Annotated in this window: 13 protein-coding genes; 10 read left to right on the top strand and 3 right to left on the bottom strand. The window is 61.0% G+C overall.

Features of this window, described 5'->3' with window-relative positions:
• Positions 1–49: 49 nt before the first annotated feature.
• The 5 genes from abc-f to ACWHXD_RS30100 all read left to right on the top strand — a co-directional run bounded on the left by abc-f (position 50) and on the right by ACWHXD_RS30100 (position 5,802).
• Positions 50–1,960, top strand: coding sequence for a ribosomal protection-like ABC-F family protein (gene abc-f / locus ACWHXD_RS30120; protein ID WP_003195374.1), 1,911 nt, complete (start codon positions 50–52; stop codon positions 1,958–1,960).
• Positions 1,960–2,526: a mechanosensitive ion channel family protein gene (locus ACWHXD_RS30115; protein ID WP_003195372.1), complete on the top strand. Its 567-nt coding sequence runs from the start codon at positions 1,960–1,962 to the stop codon at positions 2,524–2,526. The genes abc-f and ACWHXD_RS30115 overlap by 1 nt, the downstream gene beginning before the upstream one ends.
• Before the next feature lie 168 nt (positions 2,527–2,694).
• Positions 2,695–3,327, top strand: a complete 633-nt coding sequence (locus ACWHXD_RS30110) for a LysE family transporter (RefSeq protein ID WP_005792425.1) — start codon at positions 2,695–2,697, stop codon at positions 3,325–3,327.
• 122 nt (positions 3,328–3,449) lie between these two features.
• Positions 3,450–5,345, top strand: a complete 1,896-nt coding sequence (locus tag ACWHXD_RS30105; protein ID WP_032894580.1) for an FTR1 family protein — start codon at positions 3,450–3,452, stop codon at positions 5,343–5,345.
• 1 nt (position 5,346) lies between these two features.
• Positions 5,347–5,802, top strand: coding sequence for a YaiI/YqxD family protein (locus ACWHXD_RS30100; protein WP_032894581.1), 456 nt, complete (start codon positions 5,347–5,349; stop codon positions 5,800–5,802).
• A gap of 106 nt (positions 5,803–5,908) precedes the next feature.
• On the opposite strand, the gene elbB is transcribed toward ACWHXD_RS30100, so the two are convergent.
• Positions 5,909–6,574, bottom strand: a complete 666-nt coding sequence (elbB, locus tag ACWHXD_RS30095) for an isoprenoid biosynthesis glyoxalase ElbB (RefSeq protein WP_032894583.1) — start codon at positions 6,572–6,574, stop codon at positions 5,909–5,911.
• 115 nt (positions 6,575–6,689) lie between these two features.
• On the opposite strand from elbB, the gene ACWHXD_RS30090 reads away from it, so the two are divergent.
• Positions 6,690–7,925 (top strand): sterol desaturase family protein, encoded by a 1,236-nt coding sequence (locus ACWHXD_RS30090; RefSeq protein WP_138762018.1) that lies wholly within the window; start codon positions 6,690–6,692, stop codon positions 7,923–7,925.
• Here the strand turns inward: ACWHXD_RS30090 and ACWHXD_RS30085 are convergent.
• A complete protein-coding gene (locus ACWHXD_RS30085; protein WP_032894585.1) occupies positions 7,906–8,541 on the bottom strand; it encodes a DedA family protein in 636 nt (211 codons plus the stop codon). The genes ACWHXD_RS30090 and ACWHXD_RS30085 overlap by 20 nt on opposite strands.
• Before the next feature lie 208 nt (positions 8,542–8,749).
• Here ACWHXD_RS30085 and hemB point away from each other — a divergent pair, with 208 nt between their 5' ends.
• Together hemB and ppk1 are read left to right on the top strand one after the other, a co-directional pair.
• Positions 8,750–9,763 (top strand): porphobilinogen synthase, encoded by a 1,014-nt coding sequence (gene hemB / locus ACWHXD_RS30080; protein WP_032894586.1) that lies wholly within the window; start codon positions 8,750–8,752, stop codon positions 9,761–9,763.
• A gap of 18 nt (positions 9,764–9,781) precedes the next feature.
• Positions 9,782–12,004, top strand: a complete 2,223-nt coding sequence (ppk1, locus tag ACWHXD_RS30075; RefSeq protein WP_138762019.1) for a polyphosphate kinase 1 — start codon at positions 9,782–9,784, stop codon at positions 12,002–12,004.
• Positions 12,005–12,132: 128 nt separating this feature from the next.
• Here the strand turns inward: ppk1 and ppx are convergent, their stop codons facing one another.
• Positions 12,133–13,635, bottom strand: a complete 1,503-nt coding sequence (gene ppx / locus ACWHXD_RS30070; RefSeq protein WP_003195352.1) for an exopolyphosphatase — start codon at positions 13,633–13,635, stop codon at positions 12,133–12,135.
• Between the two features lie 479 nt (positions 13,636–14,114).
• Here ppx and ACWHXD_RS30065 point away from each other — a divergent pair, with 479 nt between their 5' ends.
• A complete protein-coding gene (locus tag ACWHXD_RS30065; protein WP_032894588.1) occupies positions 14,115–14,762 on the top strand; it encodes a DUF1120 domain-containing protein in 648 nt (215 codons plus the stop codon).
• Between the two features lie 104 nt (positions 14,763–14,866).
• Positions 14,867–15,568, top strand: coding sequence for a fimbria/pilus chaperone family protein (locus tag ACWHXD_RS30060; RefSeq protein WP_499084968.1), 702 nt, complete (start codon positions 14,867–14,869; stop codon positions 15,566–15,568).
• Positions 15,569–15,572: the final 4 nt, after the last annotated feature.

Genomic DNA, 15,572 nt, shown 5'->3' with positions numbered 1-15,572 from the left:
TTCACACCCAAGCCAGCGGCCAACGAAGCTGGTAGACTCCGCCGCCATTATGATCCGACTTCAAAGCCTAACATTACAGCGTGGCCCGCAACGTCTTCTTGAAGACGCCGAGCTGACCCTGCACGCCGGTCACAAAGCCGGCCTGATCGGTGCCAACGGCGCCGGCAAATCCACGTTGTTCGCCTTGTTGCTGGGTGAGCTGACCCCGGACTCCGGGGACTGCCTGCTGCCGGCCGACTGGCGCATCGCCCATATGCGCCAGGAGATCGACACCCTGGACCGCATCGCCATCGACTACGTGCTCGATGGCGACCTGCGCCTGCGCCAGGTGCAACACGACCTCGCCGAAGCCGAAAAAGCCCAGGACGGTGCCGCCCAGGCGCGCCTGCACTCGGAGCTGGACAGCGCCGACGGCTACACCGCCGACGCCCGCGCTCGCAAGATGCTCGCTGGCCTTGGGTTTACCAACGAACAGATGGACCGCCCGGTCGCCGACTTCTCCGGTGGCTGGCGCATGCGCCTGAACCTGGCCCAAGCGCTGATGTGCCCCTCTGACCTGCTGCTGCTCGACGAACCGACCAACCACTTGGACCTCGATGCGATCCTGTGGCTGGAAGACTTCCTCAAGAGTTACCAGGGCACCTTGCTGCTGATTTCCCACGACCGGGATTTCCTCGACGCCGTGGTCGATAACATCGCCCATGTCGAACAGAAGAAAATCACCCTGTACCGTGGCGGCTATACCGCGTTCGAACGCGCCCGCGCCGAACGCCTGGCCCAGCAGCAACAGGCCTTTGAAAAGCAACAGGCGCAACGTGCGCACATGGAAAGCTACATCGCAAGGTTCAAGGCCCAGGCCACCAAGGCGCGCCAGGCGCAGAGCCGCATCAAGGCCCTGGAGCGCATGGAAGAGCTGTCGGCGGCCCACGTCGATTCGCCGTTCGACTTTGTTTTCCGTGAGTCGGTGAAGATCTCCAGCCCGCTGTTGGACCTCTCGGATGCTCGCCTGGGCTACGGCGACAAAACCATCCTGGAGAAGGTCAAGCTGCAGCTCACGCCGGGCGCCCGCATCGGTTTGCTCGGCCCGAACGGCGCAGGCAAGTCGACACTGATCAAGAACCTCTCGGGTGAGCTTGAGCCGCTGGCCGGTCGCCTCACTCGTGGCGAGAACACGGTGGTGGGTTACTTCGCCCAGCACCAACTGGACTCGCTGGACGCCAAGGCCAGCCCGTTGTTGCACCTGCAACGCCTGGCGCCGACCGAGCGCGAGCAGACCCTGCGCGACTTCCTCGGCGGTTTCGACTTCCGTGGCGCGCGCATCGACGAGCCTGTGCTGAACTTCTCCGGTGGCGAAAAAGCCCGACTCGCCCTGGCTCTGATCGCGTGGGATCGCCCGAACCTGTTGCTGCTCGACGAACCGACCAACCACCTGGACCTGGAAATGCGCCTGGCGCTGACCATGGCCCTGCAGGAATTCAGTGGTGCGGTATTGGTGGTGTCTCACGACCGTCACCTGCTCAAGAGCACCACCGACAACTTCCTGCTGGTGGCCGACGGCAAGGTCGAAGAGTTCGACGGCGACCTGGACGACTACGCGCGCTGGCTGACCGAATACCGCCTGCGCAACGCGCCGGCCAGCAACACGCCGGTCAACCCGGACAAAACCGACAAGAAAGCCCAGCGCCAGGCCGCCGCCGCGCTGCGCCAGCAGTTGGCACCGCACAAGCGCGAAGCCGACAAGCTGGAAGCCGAACTGGGCAAGGTGCATGAGCGCCTGGCCAAGATCGAAGCCAGCCTGGGCGACAGCGCTGTGTACGAGGCGGCGCGCAAGGACGAGCTGCGTGACTTGCTGGCCGAGCAGGCCAAGCTCAAGGTGCGCGAGGGGCAATTGGAGGAAACCTGGATGGAGGCCCTCGAGTTGCTCGAAACCCTGCAAGCGCAGCTGGAGGCGCTGTCCTGATGGAAGCGCTGCAATTGCCAGTACCGGTGCAATGGATCGAACCCATCTGGATCGGCGTGCAAATCCTGCTGATCCTGCTGGCCGGCTACTTGGCTCAGCGCTTCGTCGCCAAGGGCCTTACGCGCCTGGGTGAGCGCTACCCGTTCCCGCCGCAGTTGCTGATGCCCCTGCGCGGCGGCTTGCGCTGGCTGATCATGGGCAGTGCGTTGATCTTTGTGCTGGGCCGCCTGGGTGTATCCGCCACGGTGCTGTGGACGGCCCTGTCGGGCTTTGTCGCGGTGGCGGCCGTGGCGTTCTTCGCCATGTGGTCGGTGCTGTCCAACCTGCTGTGCGCGATCCTGATCTTTACCGTCGGGCCGTTTCGCCTGGGTGATATCGTCGAGTTGGTGGACACCGTCGACAAGCCGGGCGTGAAGGGCCGGGTCGTGGCGATCAACTTGCTCTACACCACGCTGATCGAAGTCGAGGAAGCTGGGACCAACAGCGCGATGGTGCAGGTGCCCAATAGTCTGTTCTTCCAGCGCTCGGTGCGCCGTTGGCCCGGCTCTGGCACCAACATCCTGTAGGAGCGAGCTTGCTCGCGAAGAACCTGAGAGCGCCGCGTTCATCCAGTTTGCCCGCGTTATCGTTGACGTTCTTCGCGAGCAAGCTCGCTCCTACAGAAATCTATAGCCAGCCTTTGGTCGCTGGAGTTAGCTTAAGGCACAACCGCTAACTCCCTTACGAGGTGTGCAATGGCTCTCGATACATGGCTGGCCTTTTTCCTCGCCAGTTGGATCATCTCCCTTTCTCCTGGCGCCGGCGCCATCGCCTCGATGTCCAGCGGCCTGCAGTACGGTTTTGTGCGTGGCTACTGGAACGCCATTGGCCTGCAACTGGGCCTGGCGATGCAGATTGCCGTGGTCGCCGGTGGTTTGGGGGCCATTCTGGCGGCGTCGTCTACCGCGTTCTATGCGATCAAATGGTTCGGCGTGGCCTACCTCGTGTACCTGGCCATCAAGCAATGGCGCGCCTTGCCCATGGACATGACCGATGACGCCGCCGTACGCCCCATCGGCAAACCGATGGCGATGATGTTCCGCGGCTTCCTGGTCAACGCCAGCAACCCCAAGGCGCTGGTATTCATGCTGGCGGTGCTGCCGCAGTTCGTGAACCCGCAGGCGCCGTTGTTGATCCAGTACCTGATCCTCGGCGCAACCATGATCAGCGTCGATATGATCGTGATGGCGGGGTATACGGGGTTGGCCTCGAAAGTCTTGCGCCTGTTGCGTACGCCTAAACAACAGAAGCGCGTAAACCGTACCTTTGCTGGCTTGTTTGTCGGCGCTGCGGGTTTCCTTGCCAGCCTGCATCGCGCCACGGCCTGACCAAGCGACTGGAGCAAGCCCGCTCCCACACTCGTTTTGGAGTGATATGAAATAACACCTTGAGTCGAATCCATTAAAGCTCAACAATAGTGTTACTTCGTATTTCCACTTGAGATTCATTCATGACCGCCCCTTTCCGCTTTCTCGCCTGGCTGATGCTGCCGGCGTTGCTGTCGTGCAGCTTCAATCTGATGGCCGCGACCGCCGAGGGCGCACCACAAGCCCTGCATTTGCTGGACTACATTGGCGCCGACTACCCACCCACGGTGGAGGCGGGCAAGGTGGTGGATGACTCGGAATACCGTGAACAGGTGGAGTTTCTCGGGGTATTGCAGGGGCTGGTGGCTGATTTGCCAGACAAGCCCGAGCGCGCCGAGCTGATAAAGGGCGTTGATGAACTGCTGGCCGCAGTCACTGCCCACCAGGACGGCGCGAGCGTTGCCCGCCAGGCTCGTCAATTGGGCGCCAAGCTGGCCGTGGCGTATGAAGTCAGCCAGGCCCCGGCCATCACGCCGGACCCAACGCGCGGCGCGCCGCTCTACGCCCAGCATTGTTCCGTGTGCCACGGCACAGCAGGTGCCGGCGATGGCCCCGCAGGCATGGGCATGACCCCACCACCCGCTAACCTGCGCGATGCCACGCGCCTGGATCGCCTGAGCCTTTACGCGATCTACAACACCCTCGGCCTGGGCGTCGAAGGCACCGACATGCCGTCGTTCGCTGACCAACTGGACGACCGCCAGCGCTGGGACCTGGCAACCTACATCGCTGGCTTCACCGCCGACCCGGCCGCCGCCAAAGGCGAGCAGACATTCAACCTTGCCGACCTGGCCCGCCAGACCCCCAATGAAGTGCTCGCCGCTGACGGCCCTGGCGCTGCGGCAACATTCCGCGCCCAGCGTGCGCAGCCGCCGCAGGTTCAGCGTGGCCCTGCGCAGTTGCTCGACTACACCGCCGCCACCCTGGACAAGAGCCTCGCGGCCTTCCGCAACGGCGACCACGAGCAGGCTTACGATCTGTCCGTCGCGGCCTACCTGGAAGGCTTCGAGCTGGTGGAAAGCTCCCTGGATAACGTCGATGCCAATGTGCGCAAAGACACCGAGAAGGCGCTGATGGCTTATCGGCAATCGTTGCAGGACGGCTTGCCTATCGAGCAGGTGCAGCAGCGCCTGGATGTGGCCAAGGGCAAACTCACTGAATCCGCTGGCTTGCTGGGCGGCGATGGCCTGAGCTGGTCGTTGAGCTATATCTCTGGCCTGCTGATCCTGCTGCGTGAAGGCCTGGAAGCGATTCTGGTGCTGGCAGCGATCCTTGCCTTCCTGCGTAACACCGGCCAGCAATCGGCAGTGCGTAGCGTCAACCTCGGCTGGGGCCTGGCGCTGTTGGCAGGCTTGGCCACCTGGGCCTTGGCGGCCTATGTCATTGACGTCAGCGGTGCCCAGCGAGAATTACTCGAAGGCTGCACGGCGTTGTTCGCCAGTGTGATGGTGCTGTGGCTCGGCGTGTGGATGCACGACCGGCGTCACGCGGCGGCCTGGCAGGACTACATCAAGAGCAGCCTGGTGGGCGGCGGTGGGCGTTTCGGTTTTGCCGTGCTGGCGTTCTTCTCGGTGTACCGCGAACTGTTCGAAGTGATCCTGTTCTACGAAACCCTGTGGCTGCAGGCCGGCCCTGCCGGGCACAACGCGGTGCTGGCCGGTGGTGCCACGGCGCTGGTGCTGCTGGTGGGCCTGGCCTGGGTGATCCTGCGTGGTTCGGCGAAGCTGCCCCTGGCGCTGTTCTTCGGCATCAACGCCGCGTTGCTGTGCGCGCTGTCGGTGGTGTTCGCCGGGCACGGTGTGAAGGCCTTGCAGGAAGCGGGCATCTTTGGCACGCGGCCAGTGGCGTTCTTTGACTTCGACTGGCTGGGCATTCACGCCGATGCGTATTCGCTGGGCGCGCAGGCCGTGGCGATTCTGGCGATTGTGGTGTTGTATGGCCGTAGTCGCCTGAGCGAAAAGCGCCGGGTGGCGACGTAGCATGCGCGTGTGGATCGACGCCGACGCCTGCCCTCGGGCGGCCAAGGACCAAGTGGTGAAATTCGCCCTCAAGCGCCAGTTTGAGGTGGTGCTGGTGGCAGGGCAAAGCCAGATCAAACCGAGCTTTGCCTGTGTGAAGTTGATTGTGGTGCCCAGCGGGCCGGATGCCGCCGATGATTACCTGGTGGAGCATGCCGTGCCCGGCGAACTGGTGATTTGCAGCGACGTGCCCTTGGCTGACCGCCTGGTGAAGAAGGGCGTGACGGCCCTTGACCCGCGTGGCAAGGAATTCAGCCCGGCGAACATGAGCGAGCGGTTGGCGGTGCGTAACCTGTTCACCGACCTGCGCGAGCAAGGCCAGATGGGCGGCGGCCCACCGCCCCACGGCGAAAAGGACAAGCAGGCGTTTGCCAATGCACTGGACCGAATCCTCACCCGCTTGATGAAGCCTCTGTAGGAGCGAGCTTGCTCGCGAAAAACGTCAACGATAACGCGGGTACTCTGGATGAACGCGGCGCTCTCAGGTTCTTCGCGAGCAAGCTCGCTCCTATAGAAAGAGGGCGTCAGTCGTTCTCGTGGGTCAATTCCAATACCCGATCCACCAGCTTGTTGATGCCTGACGCCACCTCGCTGATGTTCTTGCCCAGCATATAGGCCGGCGTACTTACCAGCTTGCGCGCCGGGTCCTCGACGATGTCCTCTACCGTGCATTCGATGTGGGTGGCGCCCATCTTGTCCAGGGCTGCGGCAGTGTCGGCGTCGTTGCCGATGGTGCAGGTCACGCCAGGGCCGTAGATCTTGGCGGCCAGGGCCGGCGAGATGCAGATCAACCCCACTGGCTTGCCCGCTTCGGCAAAGGCTTCAGCCAGCGCCAGCACCTGCGGGTTGATGCTGCAGCCGGCGCCTTCCACGGCAAAGTTAGACAGGTTCTTGGCCGCGCCAAAACCGCCCGGCACGATCAGCGCATCAAAGTCTGTGGCGTTGGCTTGGCCAATATCCTTCACGGCGCCGCGGGCAATGCGCGCGGACTCCACCAGCACGTTGCGTGATTCGGGCATTTCTTCGCCCGTGAGGTGGTTGATCACGTGCAACTGCGCAACGTCGGGTGCAAAGCATTCCACTTGAGCGCCGCGCTGGTCCAGGCGCAGCAGGGTGATCACGCTTTCATGGATCTCTGCGCCGTCGTACACGCCACAGCCGGAAAGGATCACTGCAATCTTTTTGCTCATGGGCATTTCTCCTGATTCATGGCGTTAAATGTCTACTAATTTGTAACCTGTTGCCAATGGGATCTCACGTCGCTGCACCTAATCTTGATGTAACAAAAATAGACCGGACTAGCCCATGGACTTCGTGCCTTACGCAGTACCGTTTTTTATTGCCCTGATTGTGGTGGAGTTGTTGGCCGACCGTTGGCGTGGCGTGCGCAACTACCGAGTGGCGGATGCCATCAACAGCCTCAGCACCGGTGTGCTGTCCACCACCACCGGCTTGCTCACCAAGGGCGTGGGCCTGCTGACCTACGCGTTCGCCCTCAAGCACTTGGCGCTTTTCGACTTGCCGGCCCAGAGTGCCTGGACCTGGGTATTCGCCTTCGTGTTCTATGACTTCTGCTACTACTGGCTGCACCGCATGGGCCATGAACGCAACATCCTGTGGGCCGCTCATTCGGTGCATCACCAGAGCGAGGACTACAACCTCAGCACTGCCTTGCGCCAGACCAGCACCGGTTTCCTGCTGAGTTGGATCTTCTACCTGCCGCTGGCGGTGGCCGGCGTGCCACTGGTGGTGTTTATCAGCGTGGCGTCGCTCAACCTGCTGTATCAATTCTGGGTCCATACCCGCCATGTTCCCAAGCTCGGCTGGTTCGAATGGTTTTTCGTCACGCCGTCCAATCATCGGGCCCACCATGCACAGAACGCTCTCTACATGGATCGCAACTACGGCGGGGTGTTCATTATTTGGGACCGGCTGTTCGGCACCTTCCAGGAGGAAGACGATAACGAGCCGGTGATTTTTGGCGTGACCACACCCCTGGCCAGCTGGAACCCGCTGTGGGCTAACCTGCAGTTTTATGCGCAGCTCTGGAGTGACGCCCGGCGTACTGAGCGTTGGTGGGACAAGCTGCGCATCTGGTTCATGCGCACTGGCTGGCGGCCAGCGGACGTCAAGGCCCAGTACCCGATGGCCAAGCCGGACCTGAGCCAGTTCCGCAAATTCGAGGTGCCGCTGGACGTGCGCCAACAGGTCTACATCGCCTTGCAGTTTGCGGCTTATGTGGGGTTTGGCAGCTATCTGATGAATTTCGGTGAGGGCTTGCCCACCTCGGCGCTGGTCCTCGGCTGGGGCACGATGGCGCTGGGGCTGTTTACTCTGGGCGTGGCACTGGAGAATCGCTCATGGGCACTGAAGGCCGAGCTGGCACGCCTGGCGCTGAATGTGCCCTTGGTATGGCTGGCGCCGCTGGTGGGGTTGTGGCCTGCCAGCAACCTGGGCTGGCTGGGCCTGGCGAGCTACAGCCTGCTCAGTATCATCGGCCTCTACTGTTGCAGAAGCCGGCTTACTCGGTTGGCGTCTTAGGGGTTTCGACCGGGGCTGGCTCGTTGGCCAGCCGAGCCTTGGCCTCGGCACAGGCTTGGCGGGCGATGCGGGCATTCTTGAAGCGACGGCGCAGCCACAGGCCAAAGCCCAGCACCAGCAAGGCGCCCAGCACCCACAGTTCGTATTTCTTGACGCTGCCGAGCATGCCTTCCAGCACCGCGCCGAAGTGGTAGGCCGCCGCCCCCAGTGCCGCGGCCCAGATCGCCGCGCCAATACCGTTGAGGACCAGATAGCGCAACGGTGGATAGCCAGACAAGCCAATCGCCACGGGCATCACCGTGCGCAAGCCGTAGACGAAGCGGAAACTCAATACCCAGATATCCGGATGCTTGCGGATATGTTCCAGCGCCTTGTCGCCCATCAATTGCCAGCGCGGCTTGCGCGCCAGCAACTTGCGGCCGTGCTTGCGCCCCATGTAGTACCAGAGCTGGTCGCCGGCGTAGCTGCCAAAAAAGGCAACGACCACCACCAGGTTGATATCCATGTAGCCACGGAACGCCAGGAAGCCTGCGAGTACAAGGATGGTCTCGCCTTCGAAGAACGTGCCGAGAAAGAGGGCAAAGTAGCCGAAGTCATGCAGAAATTGTTGAAGCATGGTCTAGGGTGCTGGCGAAATGAACGCGCAGCCTACGCCTTCACGAAGATTCATGAAAGTATCGAGATGTGTCACGAAGTGAACAATTCCTACGCAAATGACGAATGGGACTACAGGTCGCGTCGATAAGCACAACTGTCATTCATTCGTCATAATGGCCGCTTATAACTGCAACGCTCGCCCGTAAACACGGGCTCAGGAGTCTGTCGTGAGCTTTACCCCTGCCAATCGCCTGTTCCCCGCCACCCGTCTGCGTCGCAACCGTCGTGATGATTTTTCTCGTCGCCTGGTACGTGAAAATGTACTGACCACGAATGATCTGATCCTGCCGGTTTTCGTGCTCGACGGTGAAAATCGTCGGGAAGCGGTGGCGTCGATGCCGGGTGTGGAGCGTCTGACCATTGATTTGTTGCTTGAAGAAGCGGCGAATTGGGTCGAGTTGGGCATTCCGGCGTTGGCGCTGTTTCCAGTGACTCCGGCCGAACTCAAGTCCCTGGACGCTGCCGAAGCCTGGAACCCCGAGGGGATTGCCCAGCGTGCCACCCGTGCCCTGCGCGAGCGCTTCCCGGAACTGGGGGTGATCACCGACGTGGCGCTGGACCCGTTCACCACACACGGCCAGGATGGCATTCTTGACGAAGACGGTTATGTTCAGAACGACATCACCGTCGACGCACTGGTCAAGCAGGCGTTGTCCCACGCCGCGGCAGGCGCCCAGGTGGTGGCACCGTCTGACATGATGGACGGACGCATCCAGGCGATTCGCGAAGCCCTTGAGCTGGCTGGCCACGTCAATGTCCGGATCATGGCCTACTCGGCCAAATACGCCAGCGCCTACTACGGCCCATTCCGCGATGCGGTAGGCTCGGCGCTGAACCTGGGCAAGGCCAACAAGGCTTCGTATCAGATGGACCCGGCCAACAGCCAAGAGGCCCTGCACGAAGTGGCAGCCGACCTGGCCGAAGGCGCCGATATGGTGATGGTCAAGCCGGGGATGCCCTACCTGGACATTCTTTACCGGGTCAAAGAGGAATTCAAAGTGCCGACCTTTGTCTATCAGGTCAGCGGTGAATACGCCATGCACATGGCGGCAATCCAGAATGGTTGGTTGAGTGAAGGGGTGATCCTCGAATCCCTGACTGCCTTTAAACGTGCCGGCGCTGATGGCATTCTGACCTACTTCGCCGCCCGCGCCGCCCAATTGCTTAGAGAGCAACAATAGCCCTCACAGGAACACTCGATGAATACCGAAGGACTCTCAGAAGTTGCCGTAAAAGACGCTCACCCGGTGGTTGAACAAGTCGCCGAAACCCCGCCGGAGCTGGAGCCTGCACCGCCTGCGGTGGTAGCCGAAGCACCTGCGCCGGCGCCAGTGCCTGTGGTCACCAACCTGGATGACAGCAGCCTGTACATCCACCGCGAGTTGTCACAACTGCAATTCAACATCCGTGTGCTCGAGCAGGCGCTGGATGAGTCCTACCCCTTGCTGGAGCGGCTGAAATTCCTGCTGATCTTCTCCAGCAACCTGGACGAGTTCTTCGAGATCCGTGTTGCCGGCCTCAAGAAGCAGATCACCTTCGCCCGTGAACAAGCCGGTGCCGACGGCCTGCAACCGCATCAGGCCCTGGCGCGCATCAGTGAACTGGTGCACGGCCATGTGGACCGCCAGTACGCGATCCTCAACGATATCCTGCTGCCGGAACTGGAAAAGCATCAGGTCCGCTTCATTCGTCGTCGTCACTGGACCGCCAAGATCAAGACCTGGGTGCGCCGTTATTTCCGGGACGAGATTTCGCCGATCATCACCCCTATCGGCCTCGACCCGACGCACCCGTTCCCCTTGCTGGTGAACAAGAGCCTCAACTTCATCGTCGAGCTTGAAGGTATCGACGCCTTTGGCCGCGACTCGGGCCTGGCGATCATCCCGGCGCCGCGCCTGTTGCCACGCATCATCAAGGTACCGGAAGAGGTGGGTGGCGCTGGCGACAACTATGTATTCCTGTCGTCGATGATCCACGCGCACGCCGATGACCTGTTCCAGGGCATGAAGGTCAAGGGCTGCTACCAGTTCCGCCTGACCCGTAACGCCGACCTGGCGCTGGACTCCGAAGACGTCGAAGACTTGGCCCGTGCCCTGCGCGGCGAGCTGTTCTCGCGGCGCTACGGCGACGCGGTGCGTCTGGAAGTGGCGGACACTTGCCCCAAACACCTGTCGGACTACCTGCTCAAGCAGTTCAACCTGGCCGAATCCGAGCTGTACCAGGTCAACGGCCCCGTGAACCTGACGCGCCTGTTCAGCATCACCGGCTTGGACAGCCACCCGGAGCTGCAATACAAGCCGTTCACCCCGCAGATCCCGAAACTTTTGCAAAACAGCGAGAACATCTTCAGCGTGGTGAGCAAGCAGGACATCCTGCTGCTGCACCCCTTCGAGTCGTTCACCCCGGTGGTCGACCTGTTGCGCCAGGCCGCCAAAGACCCGCATGTGCTGGCCGTGCGCCAGACCCTGTACCGCAGCGGCGCCAACTCGGAAATCGTCGATGCGCTGGTGGATGCGGCGCGTAACGGCAAGGAAGTCACCGCGGTGATCGAGTTGCGTGCGCGTTTCGACGAAGAGTCCAACCTGCAACTGGCCAGCCGCCTGCAAGCGGCCGGTGCGGTGGTGATCTACGGGGTGGTCGGCTTCAAGACCCACGCCAAGATGATGCTGATCCTGCGCCGTGAGGCCGGTGAGATCGTGCGCTACGCCCACTTGGGTACCGGCAACTATCACGCCGGCAACGCCAAGCTCTACACCGACTACAGCTTGCTGACGTCCGACGACGCGCTGTGCGAAGACGTCGGCAAGTTGTTCAGCCAGTTGATCGGCATGGGCAAGACCTTGCGCATGAAGAAGCTGCTGCACGCGCCGTTCACGCTCAAGAAGGGCATGCTCGACATGATTGCCCGCGAGACCCAGTTCGCCCTTGATGGCAAGCCTGCGCACATCATCGCCAAGTTCAACTCGCTGACCGACCCGAAGATCATCCGCGCGTTGTACAAGGCCAGCCAGTCCGGTGTGCGCATCGACCTGGTGGTGCGTGGCATGTGCTGCCTGCGCCCCGGCATTGTGGGCGTGTCGCACAACATCCACGTGCGCTCGATCATTGGCCGCTTCCTGGAGCACACCCGTGTGTTCTACTTCCTTAACGGCGGCGAAGAGCAGATGTTCCTCTCCAGTGCCGACTGGATGGAGCGCAACCTCGACAAGCGCGTGGAGACCTGCTTCCCGGTGGAAGGCAAGAAGTTGATCATGCGGGTCAAGAAGGAGCTTGAAAGCTACCTGACCGACAACACCCACAGCTGGAGCCTGCAGTCGGATGGGCGCTACGTGCGTAACACCCCGACCGGCAACCAGAACCCGCGCAGCGCGCAGGCGACGTTGTTGGAGAAGTTGGGTAGCCCGATTCTGGCGGTGAACTAGCCCAGGTATACTCAATCCCATGTGGGAGCGGGCTTGCTCGCGAAGGCGGTGGATCAGTCACCAGATGCATTGACTGACCCACCGCCTTCGCGAGCAAGCCCGCTCCCACATTTGTTTTGCAGTGTGCTTTAGCGCAGGTTCAAGCTGAACCCCACCCGCGTCAGCCATTCCGCTTCCTGGGCGAAGTCCGCCTGGGTCAGCTGGTTTTCATCCAGCCAGCCTTTGGGGAACATCACTTCCAGGCTGTCGCCATCGGCGTGCAGTTTGACCTGAGGCATTTCCTGGGTACCACGGATGTGGTGGAACAGGATTGCAAAGCGCAGCAGCGCACACAGGCGGATCAGCTTGATGCCGTCTTTACCGAATTCGGCAAACTTGTCCTTGGGAATATTGCGACGATGGCCGCGCACCAACAGCGCAAGCATCTGCTGGTCTTCCCGCGAGAAGCCGGCCAGGTCCGAGTGTTCGATCAGGTAGGCGCCGTGCTTGTGGTAATGGTAGTGGGCGATGTCCAGGCCCACTTCGTGCACCTTGGCTGCCCAGCCCAATAGCTCGCGCCAGACGCCGTCTTCCAGGTCCCAGTCCTCGGCCACCTGGTCAAAGGCGTGCAAGGCTTTGCGCTCCACACGGGCGGCTTGTTCCAGGTCGACGTGGTAACGCTCCATCAGCGAGCTGAGGGTGCGCTCGCGCACGTCTTCATGGTGATGACGGCCTAGCAGGTCGTAGAGCACACCTTCGCGCAGGGCGCCGTCACAGTGGTCCATGCGTTGCAGTTCGAGAGCGTCGAAGATCGCTTCGAGAATCGCCAGGCCCGCAGGGAAAATGGCGCGACGGTCGGGCTTGATGCCGTCGAAGTCGATTTTCTCTGCATCCCCCAGCTTGAACAGCTTGCGCTTGAGCCACGCCAGGCCTTCGGCGTTCACCTCACCGGTGCCATGGCCACCGGCTTTCAAGGCCAGGCCAATGGCACGGATGGTGCCGGACGAGCCGATGGCTTCATCCCAGGTCAGGCGGTGCAGGGCATGTTCGATGCTCATGATTTCCAGGCGCGCTGCGGTGTAGGCCTGGGCATAGCGCGCCGGGGTGATCTTGCCATCCTTGAAATAACGCTGGGTGAAGCTCACGCACCCCATCTGCAGGCTTTCACGCAGCAGTGGTTCGAAACGCTGGCCGATGATGAACTCGGTGCTACCGCCGCCGATGTCGGCCACCAGGCGTTTGCCGGGCGTATCGGCCAGGGTGTGGGACACGCCGAGGTAGATCAGGCGCGCCTCTTCACGGCCCGAGATGACTTCCACCGGATGCCCGAGGATTTCCTCGGCGCGATGGATGAACTCGTTGCGGTTGCGCGCTTCGCGCAAGGCGTTGGTGCCAACGATCCGTACCGCGCCAGGCGGCATGCCGTTGATCAACTGGGCGAAACGCTTGAGGCAATCGAGCCCGCGCTGCATGGATTCTTCATTGAGCTTGCGCTCGTCGTCGATCCCGGCGGCCAGTTGCACTTTCTCGCCGAGCCGCTCAAGGATGCGGATCTCGCCGTTCTGGGCCTTGGCCACGACCATATGAAAGCTGTTGGAGCCCAGGTCGATGGCGGCGATCAAGGACAGATTCTTGGCTTGGGATTGCGGCATGGTTTGGGGATCTCGGTCGATAACCTTGCCATCGTGCCACGATCGACCGCTGACGCCAACGCGTTGTGCTTCGGTAATTGGCCCGATGTTGCCCGCGGGGAAATATCCGGGAAGTGTAGGGCGGCTTCGCGCACTTTAAGCGAATAGGTAATCCGATACTGTAAGACGTTTTAACTGTATGTCGTCGTAAGTTACGTACGACACTGCCTACAAGTAATTGGGGTAATAGATGATTCGGTTGCAGGTAGAGGACTACTTTGCTGGTGGAATAAATTCGCTTCCAGACTTAATAGAGGCCACAGTAAATACCGTGTTGTCTGATTTTTTTACCAAGCACCCAGGCACCAGACTGTCAGTCGGCAATTTTGCCTGGGTGTTATTTATTTATAGTTTTGTATTACGGAAAATAAGGTGTTGGGCGATGGAGTCGCCAGAACCAAAATAAAGAACGCCTGTTAATTCCAAATGACAGGACGAACATGAAAAAGATTATTGGATTAACCGTCGGTATGGCGTGCCTGGCTGCGACCCTCAGTGCCCAGGCAACCACCAGTGCGCAGTTGGTCGTCAGGGGCACGATTACACCGGCTGCCTGTAACCTCAGCCTGGCGGGCAGTGGCATCATCGACTACGGCACGATTCGCTCCGGCGAATTGTCCCAGACAGCGTTCAACCCGCGCGAAGAGAGGACCACTTCGCTGGTGATCAATTGCGGCACCACGCCTGCCAGGTTCGGGCTCACGTTTACCGATTTACAAGCGGGCAGCAAGGTGACGGGCATCCTCGGCGCGGGTTTCACCGAAGCACAGAACTATGGTTTGGGTATGGTGGGCGCCCGGCGTACCGGTGGCTATTCGGTCACTCTCAGGGACCTCAGGTCGTCCGGCACGACGCTGTTTCCGATCATGCGCACCGGCCTTGGGGCCTGGTACAACAGCGATGGCAAGGTGGCCCAGTCGCCCAGCCAGTACTCCTGGCGTAATGGAGCGGCGATTACCCCTGCCGCTATCAGCCAATTGACCGGCACGCTTGCGGTGAAAGCGGTGATCAATAAGGCTCAGGATCTGGATTTAAGCCGCGACATTTCCATTGATGGGCGCGCCACGCTTGTATTGAGCTACATCTAAATAACCCAAAACAGCCGATCAAGAAACTGACCCTTTCTTATTGGCTGTTTTTCTATGGGCGCGTAATTACCAATCGTCAACGGCATAAGTGAGGGGAATACTGAGTGCGTGGGTTTTTAATAAGTTGTGCGCTGTTGTGGCATCTGTTTTTCAGTACTGTTGCCGCCGCCGACGGTATGTTGCCGGAAACGACAGTGGTGGTGCTTTATGAAGAGGACGGCGAAGCTACTCTTAGTATCAAGAACACCGATGCGGGGCCGGCGCTGCTGCATTCCCTTGTTGAGAATGTGCCTGAAGACCTGGAGCCGCTACTGATTGTCACACCGCCGGTTACCCGTGTGGAGGCAGGCGACACCCAACTGGTGCGTTTTATCAGCACCCTGAAACAGCCGCTCAAGACCCAGCGGCTCAAGCGCGTGTCGTTTGAGGGCATACCCCAGGCGCGTGTTGCCGGTGGTGCGACCATCGGCATCACCCTGCGGCAGAATTTACCGCTGATCCTGCACCCCCAAGGCCTGCCGCGTCACCACACGCCCTGGGAGCTATTGACGTGGAAGCGCGTCGGGGACCGGCTCAGCGTCCACAACGACAGCGCCTATGTAGTGCGCCTGGCGCCGGATGTGCAACTGCTGCCACAAGGCACACTGGCGACATTGCCGCGCACTTACATTTTGCCAGGTGAGGCATTGGTGGCGAAGGGCCAAGGTCCGTTGGGCAATGTGGCTCACGTAGAAATCCAGCCCGCCACGGTTTACGGGTTTTCGGTAGATAACTACCGAGCGCCGGTCATCACCGATGAAGGTTGATCGG

This window comes from Pseudomonas fjordensis (assembly GCF_976987115.1).
This window is presented reverse-complemented; position numbering and strand designations above follow the sequence as displayed.

Bases quoted from the DNA above. Each gene is read 5' to 3' on its own strand.
- abc-f (WP_003195374.1), top strand. From the start codon at position 50: ATGATCCGACTTCAAAGCCTAACATTACAGCGTGGCCCGCAACGTCTT.
- ACWHXD_RS30115 (WP_003195372.1), top strand. From the start codon at position 1,960: ATGGAAGCGCTGCAATTGCCAGTACCGGTGCAATGGATCGAACCCATC.
- ACWHXD_RS30110 (WP_005792425.1), top strand. From the start codon at position 2,695: ATGGCTCTCGATACATGGCTGGCCTTTTTCCTCGCCAGTTGGATCATC.
- ACWHXD_RS30105 (WP_032894580.1), top strand. From the start codon at position 3,450: ATGACCGCCCCTTTCCGCTTTCTCGCCTGGCTGATGCTGCCGGCGTTG.
- ACWHXD_RS30100 (WP_032894581.1), top strand. From the start codon at position 5,347: ATGCGCGTGTGGATCGACGCCGACGCCTGCCCTCGGGCGGCCAAGGAC.
- elbB (WP_032894583.1), bottom strand. From the start codon at position 6,574: ATGAGCAAAAAGATTGCAGTGATCCTTTCCGGCTGTGGCGTGTACGAC.
- ACWHXD_RS30090 (WP_138762018.1), top strand. From the start codon at position 6,690: ATGGACTTCGTGCCTTACGCAGTACCGTTTTTTATTGCCCTGATTGTG.
- ACWHXD_RS30085 (WP_032894585.1), bottom strand. From the start codon at position 8,541: ATGCTTCAACAATTTCTGCATGACTTCGGCTACTTTGCCCTCTTTCTC.
- ppk1 (WP_138762019.1), top strand. From the start codon at position 9,782: ATGAATACCGAAGGACTCTCAGAAGTTGCCGTAAAAGACGCTCACCCG.
- ppx (WP_003195352.1), bottom strand. From the start codon at position 13,635: ATGCCGCAATCCCAAGCCAAGAATCTGTCCTTGATCGCCGCCATCGAC.
- ACWHXD_RS30065 (WP_032894588.1), top strand. From the start codon at position 14,115: ATGAAAAAGATTATTGGATTAACCGTCGGTATGGCGTGCCTGGCTGCG.